The sequence below is a fragment of the Microbacterium sp. UMB0228 genome, assembly GCF_002871415.1.
GTDB lineage: Bacteria > Actinomycetota > Actinomycetes > Actinomycetales > Microbacteriaceae > Microbacterium.
The window spans coordinates 391,903-405,598 of record NZ_PNFU01000001.1; the positions used below are offsets into that span (position 1 = coordinate 391,903).

General features: G+C 72.5%; 13 protein-coding genes. 2 read left to right on the forward strand and 11 right to left on the reverse strand.

Annotated elements, in window-relative coordinates:
- Positions 1-528: 528 nt before the first annotated feature.
- Positions 529-1,377: a PhzF family phenazine biosynthesis protein gene (locus tag CJ226_RS01980; RefSeq protein WP_102208159.1), complete on the reverse strand. Its 849-nt coding sequence runs from the start codon at positions 1,375-1,377 to the stop codon at positions 529-531.
- Positions 1,378-1,403: 26 nt separating this feature from the next.
- Positions 1,404-3,140 (reverse strand): thiamine pyrophosphate-binding protein, encoded by a 1,737-nt coding sequence (locus CJ226_RS01985; RefSeq protein ID WP_102208160.1) that lies wholly within the window; start codon positions 3,138-3,140, stop codon positions 1,404-1,406.
- A gap of 160 nt (positions 3,141-3,300) precedes the next feature.
- Between CJ226_RS01985 and CJ226_RS01990 the strand changes: the two genes are divergently transcribed.
- On the forward strand, positions 3,301-3,810 hold the full coding sequence (locus tag CJ226_RS01990; RefSeq protein ID WP_102208397.1) for a phosphoribosyltransferase: 510 nt from the start codon (positions 3,301-3,303) through the stop codon (positions 3,808-3,810).
- Here CJ226_RS01990 and CJ226_RS01995 read toward each other — a convergent pair whose 3' ends face one another.
- The 8 genes from CJ226_RS01995 to CJ226_RS02030 all read right to left on the reverse strand — a co-directional run bounded on the left by CJ226_RS01995 (position 3,811) and on the right by CJ226_RS02030 (position 10,569).
- Positions 3,811-5,349 carry an ATP-dependent DNA ligase gene (locus CJ226_RS01995; protein WP_102208161.1) on the reverse strand — a complete coding sequence of 513 codons (1,539 nt, stop codon included), beginning with the start codon at positions 5,347-5,349 and terminating at the stop codon, positions 3,811-3,813. It lies immediately after the preceding gene.
- Positions 5,350-5,416: 67 nt separating this feature from the next.
- The gene (locus tag CJ226_RS02000) at positions 5,417-6,187 is read right to left on the reverse strand and encodes an enoyl-CoA hydratase/isomerase family protein (RefSeq protein ID WP_102208162.1); all 771 of its coding nucleotides are present in this window, start codon (positions 6,185-6,187) and stop codon (positions 5,417-5,419) included.
- A 9-nt stretch (positions 6,188-6,196) separates the two neighbouring features.
- On the reverse strand, positions 6,197-7,360 hold the full coding sequence (paaE, locus tag CJ226_RS02005) for a 1,2-phenylacetyl-CoA epoxidase subunit PaaE (protein WP_102208163.1): 1,164 nt from the start codon (positions 7,358-7,360) through the stop codon (positions 6,197-6,199).
- Positions 7,360-7,863 (reverse strand): 1,2-phenylacetyl-CoA epoxidase subunit PaaD, encoded by a 504-nt coding sequence (gene paaD / locus CJ226_RS02010; protein WP_062635988.1) that lies wholly within the window; start codon positions 7,861-7,863, stop codon positions 7,360-7,362. The genes paaE and paaD overlap by 1 nt, the downstream gene beginning before the upstream one ends.
- Positions 7,857-8,765 (reverse strand): 1,2-phenylacetyl-CoA epoxidase subunit PaaC, encoded by a 909-nt coding sequence (paaC, locus tag CJ226_RS02015; RefSeq protein WP_102208164.1) that lies wholly within the window; start codon positions 8,763-8,765, stop codon positions 7,857-7,859. The genes paaD and paaC overlap by 7 nt, the downstream gene beginning before the upstream one ends.
- Positions 8,762-9,067 carry a 1,2-phenylacetyl-CoA epoxidase subunit PaaB gene (gene paaB, locus CJ226_RS02020; protein ID WP_062635989.1) on the reverse strand — a complete coding sequence of 102 codons (306 nt, stop codon included), beginning with the start codon at positions 9,065-9,067 and terminating at the stop codon, positions 8,762-8,764. Before paaB ends, paaC begins: the two co-directional genes overlap by 4 nt.
- Complete coding sequence (paaA, locus tag CJ226_RS02025; protein ID WP_102208165.1) at positions 9,067-10,062, reverse strand: 1,2-phenylacetyl-CoA epoxidase subunit PaaA; 996 nt, start codon at positions 10,060-10,062, stop codon at positions 9,067-9,069. Before paaA ends, paaB begins: the two co-directional genes overlap by 1 nt.
- An 87-nt stretch (positions 10,063-10,149) precedes the next feature.
- Positions 10,150-10,569 (reverse strand): pilus assembly protein CpaE, encoded by a 420-nt coding sequence (locus CJ226_RS02030; protein ID WP_102208166.1) that lies wholly within the window; start codon positions 10,567-10,569, stop codon positions 10,150-10,152.
- A gap of 89 nt (positions 10,570-10,658) precedes the next feature.
- Here CJ226_RS02030 and CJ226_RS02035 point away from each other — a divergent pair, with 89 nt between their 5' ends.
- The gene (locus CJ226_RS02035) at positions 10,659-12,785 is read left to right on the forward strand and encodes a RecQ family ATP-dependent DNA helicase (protein WP_102208167.1); all 2,127 of its coding nucleotides are present in this window, start codon (positions 10,659-10,661) and stop codon (positions 12,783-12,785) included.
- Positions 12,786-12,816: 31 nt separating this feature from the next.
- On the opposite strand, the gene CJ226_RS02040 is transcribed toward CJ226_RS02035, so the two are convergent.
- The gene (locus tag CJ226_RS02040) at positions 12,817-13,584 is read right to left on the reverse strand and encodes an IclR family transcriptional regulator (protein WP_102208168.1); all 768 of its coding nucleotides are present in this window, start codon (positions 13,582-13,584) and stop codon (positions 12,817-12,819) included.
- Positions 13,585-13,696: the final 112 nt, after the last annotated feature.

Sequence of the window (13,696 nt, forward strand, 5' to 3'; positions counted from 1 at the left end):
ACGACCTCGGGACGGATGCACGACCGGCGACAGTGTCTGGTCGTGCAGATGGAACGGAGTCGTGCAGGTGTAGGCGGGCTCGGGACGCGGGTCCCCTGTCGGGGCGGAGTGGCACGACTGGGGACGAGTGCACGACCGGGTGACGGATGCATGACCTGGAGACGAGTGCACGACCTGGGGTGAGTCGTGGTCGTGCACCCGTCACCGGATCGTCCTCCTGTGCGTCATGCCCACGTGTGCCGTATGTCGTGCCCGGGCGGTCGATGTCTCGTCGGCCGCGACCGATGCACGACCGGGTGACGGATGCACGACCGAGGGTGGGTATCGGTCGTGCAGGCGGAACCGGGTCGTGCGGGCGGAACCGGGTCGTGCGGGCGGAACCGGGTCGTGCGGGTGTGCCTGTCGGGGAGGTCCGGAGTCGGGCGACGGGTGCACGACCGGGCGACGGATGCACGACGAGGGGTGGGGTGTGGTCGTGCAGACGGAACCGGGTCGTGCAGGCGGTCCGGGATCAGGGACGTCCGGAGGTCAGGGGAGGCGGGTGGCTCCGCCGGAGACGACGAGGCCGCCGGTGGACGGGATCGCGACGCGGAGTTCGCTCGGGCGACCGACGTGGGCGCCCTGATGGATGCGGACGGTGTCGCCCGGATAGCCCTGGGCGCGGAGATAGGCGCCGACCGAAGCGGCCGCGGACCCCGTCGCGGGATCTTCGGTGATGCGCCCCACGGGGAAGAGGTTGCGGGCCTGGATCTCGGCCGGATCCTCGGCGTGCAGCACCGTCACCGTGCCGTGCCAGCCCTGCGCGCGCATGAGAGTGGCGACCTCGGCGGGGGAGAAGCGGAACTGGTGGAAGAGCTCCCGGTCGGCGACGAAGACGATCGGATGCCAGTTGCCCGCGAACGCCTCGCGGACCGGGAAGCGCGGGTCGACATCGGCCGGCTCCATCCCCAGCAGCGCGAGGAGGCGGTCACGCACGACGGGGTCGAGGTCGCGCACCTCCGGCTCGACGCTCGTGAACGACACCGTGACCCGGCCGTCCGCGTCCGCAAAAGACTCCATCGACACGTCTCCGGCCGCGGTCGCGAACACGACCGTCCCCGGACCCTGCCGCTCGGCGAGGGCCACCGCGGTCGCGACGGTCGCATGCCCGCAGAACGGCACCTCCGCAGCCGGCGACCAGTAGCGCACGCGGAAACGGGAGCCGTCCGCCGCGGCGTCCTGCACGAACGCGGTCTCCGAGTAGCCGACCTCGGCCGCGATCCGCTGCATGTCCGCCTCGTCGAGCCCGTCCGCGTCGAAGACGACCCCGGCGGGGTTGCCGCCGTCCGGCGTCGCGGCGAAGGCGCTGTAGCGCAGGACCTCATGAGCATCCGTCATTCCGGGAGCCTATCGGCCCGCACGGGTCAGGAGTTCACGCGGATGATCTCCTGCTGGTACGGCGCGATCACGGCGCCGGAGATCCGGAGGTCGAGGACGAGGAAGCGTCGGGTCGCCGGGTCCTCCTCGGCCCACGCGGCGAGGCGATCCAGGTCGTCCAGCGTCCGCACGACGACGCCCTCCGCACCGACCGCGGCCCCGAACGCGGCGAAGTCGACCTCGGGGATGCGCATCGGACCCTCGGCCAGGCCCTTCAGCCCGTAGAGGTTGACCTCGGCCCCGTACGCGGCGTCATTCCAGACCACGGCCATGCCGCGTCCGCCCGCCGCCCGCACGGCCGATTCGAGGTCGGCGATCGCCATGAGCCCGCCGCCGTCGCCGGAGGTGAGCACGATGGTCGCGTCAGGACGGGCGAGGGCCGCGCCCACCACGCTGGGCCAGCCCTGTCCGATCGACTGGAACGCGGTGCCGATCATCATCATCCGGTCGGGCGCGGCGACCGGCCAGTACATGTTCGCCCAGCCGATGAAGTGCCCGCCGTCGGACACCACGACGCGGTCGTCGGGGAGGAGCTCGGCGATCCGGCGCGCGGCGGAACGCGGGTCGAGGCGGCCGTCCGGGGCGAGCTCGTCTCCGGGCTCGTACGCGCGGGCCGCGGCGACATCGACCGTCTCCCGCCACGGGCGGGTGGGCACAACTGCGGAGTCCGCGCCCGACACGCCGCCGGAGTCGGGGACGGCCTCGGCGAGTCCGACGGCATCTCCGAAGTCGTGCCCGGAGGAGCCGGAGGAGAGGCGGGTGACGAGGGCCTCGGCGGCGAGGCGGGCGTCGGCGCGCACGAAGCCGCCGACGTGGGCGTGGGTCGCGGCCGGAGCGGTGTCGATCTGGTACACCCGGGTGCCCGGGGCGAACAGGTCGCCGAAGCGCATCGTGAACTGGTTGAGGCTCGCGCCGAAGACCACCGCGACGTCGGCGGTCCGCACGAGCTCCATCGCCCCCTCGGCGCCGAAGCCACCGGTGACCCCGAGGTCGTACCGGGCGTCCGGGAAGATGCCGCGGCCGAGGGCGGAGGAGGCGGTGAGGGCCCCGGTCTGCGCGGCGAGGGCGCCGAGAGCCTCGCCCGCGCCGGCCAGCCACGCCCCGCGCCCGGCGAGGAGGAACGGACGCTCGGCGTCGCGCAGGGCGGCGGCGATCTCATCCAGCATGCCCTCGGCGAAGTCCCCGCGCGGGGCGAGCGGCGCGGGGAGCCGGGGAGCCGGGGCCGTCGGCACCGCGCCGGCCTCGAGGGCGGCGACGTCGTAGGGGATGGCCAGCACGACGGGCACACGATAGGTGAGGGCGTGCTCGACGGCGATGACGGTGGTCGCGGCGGCATCGGTCCGCCCGACGGTGTAGGTGCGGGCGCCGACGGCCGAGGCCAGAGCGATCTGGTCCACGTCCCACGGCCGCGGCCCCGAGGTGGGCTCGTCACCGACGACGAGGACGAGCGGCACGTGCGCCTGCACGGCCTCGGCCAGCGCCGTGATCGTGTTCGTGAAGCCGGCGCCGTAGGTGGAGGTGCCCGCGGCGATGCGGCCGGAGGCGCGGAAGTGCGCGTCGGCGGCGACGACCGCGCCCTGCTCGTGACGGACGGCGGTGAAGGTGGCGTCGGTCTGCGTCTCGAGGGCGTCGAGGAAGTAGGCGTTGCCGTTGCCCATGACGCCGAAGACGGCATCGACGTGCTGGGCGAGGGTGAGGGCGACGTGCGCGGAGACGGAGGGCATGGAGAAGCCTTTCGAGACAGGGACGGAGAAGGGGGATCCGTATGTGTCTCGCCCTCGCGGCGATGCGAGGTGCTTCGTGCCTCTTTTTCAGGCACCGGCGGGGCCGGACCTGCTCAGTCTAGCGGCGGCCCGGACGGAGCGGATGCGCGAGAATGGACCGATGACGGATGCATCGATCGAGCGCGAGACGCTCACGTGGGACGGCTTCGGCGCGGCGACGCGCGATCTGGCGCGGAACATCATCGCGACGGGCTTCGAGCCGGAGGTCGTGGTGGCGATCGCGCGCGGCGGCCTGCTCCCGGCCGGCGCCATCGCGTACGGACTCGGCGTGAAGAACTGCGGCGCCATCAACGTCGAGTTCTACACCGGCATCGGCACCGTGCGGGACGCCCCGGAGGTGCTGCCACCTGAGCTCGACATGGCCTACCTCGACGGCCGCCGCGTGCTGCTCGTGGACGATGTCGCCGACTCCGGTCGCACGCTGGCGCTCGCGGTGCAGCTGCTGCAGGAGAAGGGCGCCGACGTGCGTTCCGTCACCATCTACACGAAGCCCTCGACGATCATCCAGCCGGACTTCGCGTGGAAGGACACCGACCTCTGGATCGACTTCCCCTGGTCGTTCCGCGGCACCGTGCGTCAGGAGGACGAGGGACTGCCGCCCACGGCCTGATCAGGCGTCGTCCGCCGCGCCGCGCCGCAGGGCCAGGAGGGTCTGGATCGTGTCGGCCTCCGCAGCGGTCTTGTCCGGGCGATACCCCTTGACCCGGGCGAAGCGGAGGGCGAGGCCGCCGGGGTAACGCGGGGACCGCTGCACGCCGTCGATCGCGATCTCGACCACGAGCTCCGGCCGGAGGAACACCGTCGACGCGGAGCGATGGGTCTCGTGCGCCGGGAACTCGTCGGTCTGCCACTGCAGCAGCGCGTCGGTGAGGCCCTTGAACGTCTTGCCCACCATCACGAAGCCGCCGGGGTCGCCGAAGTCGCCATCCGGGTCCCGCGCGCCGAGGTGCAGGTTCGACAGCCATCCGCGCCGTCGCCCCGACCCCCACTCGGCGCCCAGCACGACGAGGTCGAACGTGAGGACCGGTTTCACCTTGACCCAGGACTTGCCGCGGCGACCGGCGGCATACGGCGCATCCACGGCCTTCACCAGCACGCCCTCATGACCGGCCGCCAGGGCTTCGCGGGATAGGCGCTCGGCCTCCTCCGCGCTGCCGGTCACGATGCCGGGCATGCGCCACTCGCCGGCGACCTCGGCCAGGACCTCCTGACGCACCGACAGCGGCTCGTCCAGCAGGTCGCGGCCGTCCACGTGCAGGACGTCGAAGAACCAGGGCCGCAGGGCGAGCTCGCGCGCGGCATCCGCACCGAACCGGGACATCGTCTCCTGGAACGGCCGGGGACCGCCGTCCTCATCGAGCGCCAGGGTCTCGCCGTCGAGGATGACCTCCTGCGCGGGAAGACCGCGGACGACCTCGACGATCTCGGGCAGGCGGTGGGTGACGTCGGCGAGGCTCCGCGTGTAGATGCCGACCTCGTCGCCGCGGCGGTGCACCTGGATGCGCGCGCCGTCGAGCTTGTACTCGACGGAGGCGCGCCCGGTGATCTCGAGGGCGGCCGTGGGCGTCGGCGCCGTGGCCGCGAGCATCGGGAGCACGGGGCGACCCACCCGGAGCCCGACCTCGTCGAGCGCTCCCTCGGCACCGGTGAGCGCGAGCAGCGCCGTCTCGCCGAGGTCGCCGGAGAGCATGGCGGCCCGTCGCACGGTCGCGGCCGGAGCCTCGGCGGCACGGGCGATCGCGTCGAGCAGCACGCCGCCCAGGGCCCCGGTGCGGAGCTCCCCGAGCATGGCCCTGGTCAGGAAGTCCCATTCGGGAGCCGTCGCGCGGGCGGCGAGACCGTGCAGGAGAGCGCTGCGGACACCGGCTGATCCGGAGCCGGACGTGTGCGCGAGGGTGTCGAAGGCGTGGTCGACCTCCGCGATGGTCAGGGTCGAGGTCGCGCTGTGCTCGATCGCGAGAGCGGTCAGTCCCCGCCAGCCCACGCCGAGGCGACCCTGGCGGGGCGTGGCGAGGAGCAGCCCCACGAGAGGGGCGATGTCGTCGACGTCGGCCCTGCGGAGCAGCGCGGCGATCGCCTCGATCTTGGCCAGACGGGACGAGGTCGCGGCGACCTGGTCGGTGGTGGTGACGAGCTCCGAGAGCAGCATGCGGGCATCCTCCCACCGGGGTCGGACACCGCACGAGACGGTTGACAGCGACGACCGGGCCGTGGCGTCAGCGCCCGCGGAACTCCGGTTTCCGCTTCTCCTGGAACGCGGCGAAGCCCTCGCGGTAGTCCTCGGTGTCGCACAGGGCGGCCTGCGCCGCGTTCTCGACGTCGATGGACTCCCACAGGGTGAGGCGTTCGTCGCGGATGCGGGCGACGAGCTCCTTGCTCGCCCGGAAGGCGGCCGTGGCGCCGTGGGCGGCCTTCCCCGCAGCGGCCGTCGCAGCGGCGAGTACCTCGTCGTCCGGGAAAACCTGGGAGAAGAGCCCCGAGCGCACGGCTTCCGTGCCGCTCATGAGTCGGCCCGTGTAGATGAGGTCGAGGGTCTTGTGCGGGCCGAGCCGGTCGAGGAACAGCGCGTGCCCGCCGGAGTCGAGGGTCGCGCCGAGCGCTGCGAACGGCGAGCCGATCTTCGCCGATTCCGCGACGTACACGACATCCGTCGCGATGAGCAGGCCGAGTCCCACGCCCAGACAGGCGCCGTGAGCGACGGCGAACGTCGGCGCGGGGAAGCGGGACATCCGCTGCAGCAGCGGTGTCACCCGCCCGCCGAGATAGCCGAGCACGTCGTCGTCGCGCGGATCGACGGCGGAGATGTCCCGCCCGGCGCAGAACGCCCGCCCTTCACCGCGGAGCAGCAGCGCGCGCACCCCGGCGGCCTCGGCATCCCGGTACGCGGCGTCGAGCTCCGCGAGGGCGGCCTCGTCCAGGGCGTTGAGCTTCGCGGGGGCGTCGAGCACCACGGTGGCGACGTCGTCGGCGATGGCGAGATCGATCATCAGGACTCCTCAGACGTCGTAGTCCACGACCACGCGGTCGCTGGTGGGATGGGACTGGCAGGTGAGCACGTAGCCGCGCTCCAGCTCGTCGGGCTCCAGGGCGTAATTCTCGGTCATCGTGACGCTGCCCTCGATCACGCGCGCGCGGCAGGTGCCGCAGACGCCACCCGCGCACGCGAACGGCGCGTCCGGCCGCACCCGCAGTGCGGCGTTCAGCACCGACTCGCGCGCCGCGACCGGGCTCTCCACCGTCGAGGACACGCCGTCGAGGTTCACCTCGATCCGTACCGTCTTCTCGCCCGAGCGCACCGTGACCGGCCGGGCGGCCCGCACCGGCTCGTCGCCGGTCGTGAACAGCTCGAAGCGCACGTGCTCGCGGGGTACGCCCACGTCGGCCAGCACCTCCCGGCAGAGGTCGACGAGCGCGAGCGGTCCGCACAGGAACCACTCGTCCACGTCGGCCGGGTCGATCAGCGCGTCGAGGATCGTCCGCAGCTTGGGCTCGTCGATGCGGCCGGAGAGCACCGGCGCGGTCCGCTGCTCGCGGGACAGCACGTGGTGCAGCGTGAGCCTCGTCGGGTAGCGGTCCTTGAGGTCGGCGAGGTCCTCCAGGAACATCACGTCCAGCGTCGACCGGTTCGTGTAGAGGAGCGTGAACCGCGAGGTCTGCGACCGGGAGAGCACGGTATGCGCGAGGGCCATCAGCGGCGTGATCCCGGAGCCGGCCGCGATGCCGACGACGTGCTTCTCGTCCAGGTCGTCGAGGCCGGAGGTGAACGTGCCCTGGGGGCTCATGACGTCGATGCGGAAGCCCGGGTGCAGGCCGGTCTGGGCCCACGTGGAGAACGTCCCGCCCTCGTCGCGCTTCACGGCGACGCTCAGGCGGGTCGGCATGCCGTCGGTGCGGTGCTCGGGCGCCCGGCACAGCGAGTAGGAACGCCGCACCTCCACGCCGTCCAGCATCGTCCGCAGCGCCACGTACTGCCCGGGGAGGTGGTCGTAGTCATCCGCGAGTTCCGCAGGTACCGTGAAGGTCACCTCGACGGAGTCCTCGGTGAGCGGGCGGACCTCCTCGACCTCGAGCGTGTGGAACCGGGCGCGGCTCCGCGCGCGGGCCGGGGAGACGGGGGAGGGCACCGGCGTCGTCGCCGGAGCCGGGGAGAACAGCGACATCAGTGCACCTTGAAGTGATCGAAGGGTTCCAGGCAGGCGCGGCACTCGTACAGCGCCTTGCACGAGGTCGAGCCGAAGCGGGAGACCTCCCGGGTGTCGAGCGAGCCGCAGCGGGGGCAGCGCACGCTCAGGGCGAGCCGGATCGGACCGGCGGGTACGGCCGCGCGGCCACTGGGCGGCGCGATCCCGTACTCGCGGAGCTTCTGCTTCCCGGCGTCGCTCATCCAGTCGGTGGTCCACGCGGGGGAGAGCACGAGCCGCACCTCGACGTCGGCGAACCCGGCGGCCGTGAGCGCGAGGACCACGTCGTCGCGGATCGTGTCCATGGCCGGGCACCCGCTGTAGGTCGGCGTGATGTCGACGACCACGCGCTCGCCGCGGAGCTCGACCGCCCGCAGCACGCCGAGGTCCTCGATCGTGAGCACCGGCACCTCCGGGTCCGGCACGCCGGCGGCGATCCGCCAGGCCTGGGCCTCCGCGTCGGCGGCGGTCCGGGTCACCATGACGCCCCCGGGTGTCGTCGCGCCAGGACCTGCATCTCGGCGAGGAGGTGGCCGAAGGGGGTCGCGTGCGCGCCGTTCCGGCCGCCCGCCGATGACGCCGGAACCTCCGGCACCGTGAGCTCGGCCTCGGCGAACACGGTGGCGATGACCGCGTCGAACGGAGCGCGGAGGGTCGACGGGCGCACGGCGACGTCGCCGAGCCGGTCGATCAGCGGCTCGTCGCGGAACAGCTCGTCGACGTACGGCCACACATCCGCGAGGGCGCGGATCATCCGCCGCCGCGACTCCTCCGTGCCGCCCGCCAGGCGCAGAACCCACTGCACGGCGTGGTCGCGGTGGTAGTCGACCTCCTTGAGCGCCTTCTCCGCGATCGCGGCGAAGGTGGGCTCGGAGCTCGCGCGGAGGGCGGCGTAGAGCTCCACCAGGTAGACCGAGGCGACGAGCTGGCGCGCGATGGTCTGCGCGAAGTCGCCGTTCGGCTGCTCCACGATCCAGGCGCTGCGGAACTCCGGCTCGTCGCGGAAGTACGCGAGGTCGTCCTCGGACCGGCCGTCCCACGTGCCCGCGAAGTGCAGGAAGGAGCGCGCGTGGCCGAGCAGGTCGAGGGCGATGTTGCCGAGCGCCACGTCCTCCTCGAGCTCGGGGGCGCGGGAGATCCAGGCGCCGAGCTGCTGCGACAGGATGAGGGCGTCGTCGCCGAGCCACAGGGCGTACTCGGCGATGTCGGCGCTCGCCGCGGTCGTGCCGGCGCCCGCGAGCTCCTCGCTGAGCCGCAGCTCGTCGACGGAGACGTCGCCGTGCGCCTCCCCGTGGACGTCGCCGAGTCCCTCAGCGGCGCCGGGTCCCTGAGCGGAGCTGGGTCCCTGAGCGGAGCTGGGGCCCTGAGCCTGTCGAAGGGTCACAGGTGCGGCACCCCCTCGGAGGCGGTGTAGTACACCGCGTGCCGGTAGTTCTTGCCGGCGGGGCTCTCGAAGTACGCCCCCTTGGCGTCGGGGTCGCTCGTGGTGATCGCCTCGGCGGGGACCGCCCAGATCGACACGCCCTCGCCCCGGCGGGTGTAGAGGTCGCGCGCGTTGCGGATGGCCATGTCGGCGTCGGGGGCGTGCAGGGAGCCGACGTGCACGTGGCTCAGCCCGCGGTTCGCCCGCACGAAGATCTCCCACAGGGGCCACGGTTCGTGTTCGACGTGTCCGGGGGTCGCCATCACGCCACCGCCCCTTCGACACGCTCCCGGCTCAGGCGGGAGTGCTGCTTGCGGGCGTACTCCGCGGCGGCCTCCCGCACCCATGCGCCCTCGTCGTGCGCCGTGCGGCGGCGCTCCAGACGCTCGGCGTTGCAGGGGCCGTTGCCGCGCAGCACCTGGAAGAACTCGTCCCAGTCGATCTCGCCCATCTCGTAGCGACCGGTCTCCTCGTCGAACCGCAGGTCGGGGTCGGGGAGGGTGACGCCGAGGATCTCGGCCTGCGGCACGAGCATGCCCACGAACCGCTGACGCAGCTCGTCGTTGGAGAAGCGCTTGATCTTCCACGCCATCGACTGGGCGGAGTTGGGGGACTGGTCGTCGGGCGGCCCGAACATCGCCAGGCTCGGCCAGTACCAGCGGTCCACCGCGTCCTGTGCCATCTGCCGCTGCTCGTCGGTGCCGCGCATGAGCGAGAGCAGGATCTCGAACCCCTGGCGCTGGTGGAACGACTCCTCCTTGCAGATGCGCACCATCGCGCGCCCGTAGGGACCGTAGGAGGCGCGGCACAGCGGCACCTGGTTGCAGATCGCGGCGCCGTCGACGAGCCAGCCGATCGCGCCCATGTCGGCCCAGGTCGGGGTGGGGTAGTTGAAGATCGACGAGTACTTCGCCTTGCCCGAGATGAGCTGCTCCATCATCTCGTCGCGGGTGATGCCGAGCGTCTGCGCGGCGGAGTAGAGGTAGAGCCCGTGCCCGGCCTCGTCCTGCACCTTCGCCATGAGGATCGCCTTGCGCTTGAGGCTCGGGGCGCGGGTGATCCAGTTGCCCTCGGGCTGCATGCCGATGATCTCGGAGTGCGCGTGCTGGGAGATCTGCCGGATGAGGGTCTTGCGATAGGCCTCGGGCATCCAGTCGCGCGGCTCGATGCGCTGCTCGTTCGCGATCAGCTCGTCGAACAGGCGTTCCTCGTCGGAGGTCTCGCCGTCCACGAGGGACAGGTCTGCGGGACTGGTCATCGTCGACTCCTCGGGCTCCGGTCCTTCTTTACTGACCGATCGTTAGGTAATTCTGACACACGCGACGGCCCGATTCAACAGGGCGTGTCAGCGGGAGCGCGAGATCAGCGCCAGCAGCGCGCGGCCGTAGGCCTCCGCCGGGTCCGGGTGCTCGAACAGCAGGGGAGCGCCGCCGAACTCGATCTCGACGCGGAACGTGTCGGGGAGGCGGGTGAGGGCGCGGAACGTCCCGCGGAGCAGGTCACGCAGCTGGTCCTCGCGCGGCAGCCACACCGCATCGGCGAGGGTCACGGCGTCGAGCGCCCACTCCGTCGTGCCGTTGAAGGCGAGGTCCGTGCCGGCCGGCGTCTGCCGCGCCTCGATGGTCATCGCGCTCACCGTGAAGACGTCGGCCTCGGCCTCCAGCTCCACCTCGTCGGGCAGATCGAGCTGGAACCGGTCACCCTCCGCGGGCTTCCAGTTCAGGCCGGCATCGCGGAGCGCGACGGCGAGTTCGCGGGTGATCATTCCTCCACGCTACGGCCTTCCCACCGGTCATCCACCGAGAGCGGGCGGCGGGCGGAGTCCTGTCCGAGGTCTGCGGCAGAGTGGAGGGCATGACCTCTCCGACCGCCGTTCCCCTCCGCGAGGCCGCCCGCGCCGCCCTCGGCGAACTCGTCGGCCGTCCTGACGTCGACTTCCACGACGGCCAGTTCGAGGCGATCGAGGCGCTGGTGGAGGGGCGTCGCCGCGCGCTCGTGGTGCAGCGCACCGGGTGGGGGAAGTCGGCGGTGTACTTCGTCGCGACCCTGCTCCGCCGCCGGCAGGGAGCCGGCCCGACCGTGCTCGTCTCCCCGCTCCTGGCGCTCATGCGCGACCAGATCGCCGCGGCCGAGCGCGCGGGCGTGCGCGCCGTGGCGATCAACTCGACGAACGCCCACGAGTGGGCCGAGGTGCAGGAGCGGCTCGCCGGAGACGACGTCGACGTGCTGCTCGTCTCGCCGGAGCGGCTCAACAACCCCGCCTTCCGCGAGGAGCAGCTGCCCGCGCTGGTGGCGCGGCTCGGCATGCTCGTCGTCGACGAGGCGCACTGCATCAGCGACTGGGGGCACGACTTCCGTCCGGACTACCGCCGACTGCGCGACCTCATCGCGCAGATGCCCGCCGACGTGCCGGTGCTGGCGACGACCGCGACGGCGAACTCCCGTGTGGTGGCCGACGTGGCCGAGCAGCTCGGGGTGCTGCCGAGTGGCGCGGGCGGAGCGGAGGCGGTGCCCGTGCTCACGATCCGGGGGCCGCTCGGCCGCACCTCGCTGCGGCTCGGGGTGCTCCGCCTCAAGGACTCGGCGAGCCGTCTGGCCTGGCTGCTCAGCCACCTCGACGATTTCCCCGGCAGCGGGATCATCTACACGCTGACGGTGGCGGCTGCGGTCGACACCGCACGGTTCCTGCGCGATCACGGCCATGACGTGCGCGCCTACACGGGGCAGACCGACCCCGAGGAGCGTGCGGAGTCGGAGGGCATGCTCAAGCGCAACGAGGTGAAGGCCCTCGTCGCGACCAGCGCCCTCGGCATGGGGTTCGACAAGCCGGACCTCGGATTCGTCGTGCACCTCGGCGCGCCGTCCTCGCCCGTGGCGTACTACCAGCAGGTGGGACGAGCGGGGCGTGCCAGCGAGAGCGCCGACGTGCTCCTGCTCCCCGGTGTCGAAGACCGTGAGATCTGGCACTACTTCGCGACCGCGTCGATGCCGGATCGGGAGCGTGCGGAACGGGTGATCGCGGCGCTCGGCGACCGGCCGATCTCGACGCCGGCACTGGAGGCACTCGTCGACATCCGCCGCACGCCCCTCGAGCTGCTGCTGAAGGTGCTCGACGTGGATGGTGCCGTGCGTCGCGTGCAGGGTGGGTGGGTCGCGACGGGACAGCCGTGGACGTACGACGCCGAACGCTACGAGCGCATCGCCGCCGAGCGGGTGGCGGAGCAGGAGCACATGCTCGAGTACGAGCGCACGGACGGCTGCCGGATGGCCTTCCTGCAGCGGGCCCTCGACGACGACACCGCGGCTCCGTGCGGCCGGTGCGACAACTGCGCGGGCGTGTGGTTCCCGGCGGAGGTCGCGCAGACGGCGAGCGCGCAGGCGGCCGCCTCCCTCGACCGGGTGGGCGTGCCGGTCGAGCCGCGTCGCGCGTGGCCGACAGGCGCCGACCGCCTCGACGTGCCGGTGCGCGGCCGTATCCCCGCGGGAGAGCAGGCCGATGAGGGGCGTGCCCTCGCCCGGCTCACCGACCTCGGCTGGGGCGGCACGCTGCGCGAGATCTTCGCGGCAGGTGCCCCGGACGCGCCGATCAGCCCGGCGCTGCTGCAGGCCTGCGTGCGCGTGCTCGCGGGGTGGGACTGGGCGGAGCGGCCGGTGGCTGTGGTCGCGATGCCGTCGCGGTCGCATCCGCAGCTCGTCGACTCCCTCGCCCGCGGGCTGTCCGAGATCGGGCGGCTGCCGTACCTCGGCGCGCTGGAGTGGCGCGGCGGAGGGCCTTCGGGGCAGGCGGGCGGGAACAGCGTGTTCCGGCTCGCGGGGGTGTGGGACCGCTTCGACGCGGCGCATCTCGAGGTACCCGCCGGCCCGGTGCTGCTCGTCGACGACCTCATCGACAGTCGCTGGACCCTGACGGTCGCGGCGCGCGCGGTGCGGCAGGCCGGGGCCACGGCCGTGCTGCCGTTCGCACTCGCCCTGCGCGGCTGACCGCCGGGATCGAGGGTGGACGCGCCCGCCGTCAGTCCTCGGCGGGGGCCACGGGCGGTGGCCAGGACGTCGCGCCGAGTTCGCGGGAGATGTTCCGTGCCGTCTCGCGGAGCGCGTGCACGACGGCGTCGGATGCCGGTGCCTCCGCGGTCGGCAGCACGACGGCCACCGCGGCGACGATCGTGTTCGAGGCGTCGGCGATCGGTGCCGCGAGGGACGACTCACCGAGGACGGCCTCATCGCTCTCCGCCGCCGTCCCGCGCTCCGCGATCCCCGGCAGCTCGAGGGTCAGTCGCGCCACGTCGGTGACCGTGTCGCCGGTGAGGCTGCGCAGGGGCTCGGCGAACACGCTCTGCTGGAAGCCCTGGTCGTACGCGAGGAGCACCTTCCCCATCGCGGAGGCGTGCGCGGGGACCGCCATCCCCGTCTCCAGCATCTGCGGGCTGTCGTCGGGGCGGAGGTTGTGGTGGATGACGAGGACGTCCGTGAGGTGCGGGGCGCCGAGACGCACGGACAGCTCCGTCCGCCGCGCCAGGTCCTGCGTCCAGCGCATCGCCCGCGCCCGCACGTCCAGGGTGTCGAGATACACGTTGCTCAGTCGCAGCAGGGTGGGGCCGAGCATGTACCGCTGTCCGCCGCGCTCCTTCGCGACGAGGCCGTGCGCGCGCAGCGACTTCACCAGGCCGTGCACGGTCGACGGCGGCAGGCTCAGGGCCGCGGAGAGGTCCGTGATGCCGAGGTGGCGGGCGCCCTGGAGCAGGTCGAGGATCTTCGCCGCGCGGTCGATCGCCTGGATCATGCGTGTCCTCCTTCCGGTCGTCGTCGAGCCGGGTCTCCGGTCGCCGGATCGACCTTGACAACCCGGCAGGCTCCGAGCATATTCGACATTGACGAATCCTTTTCGGATTTTC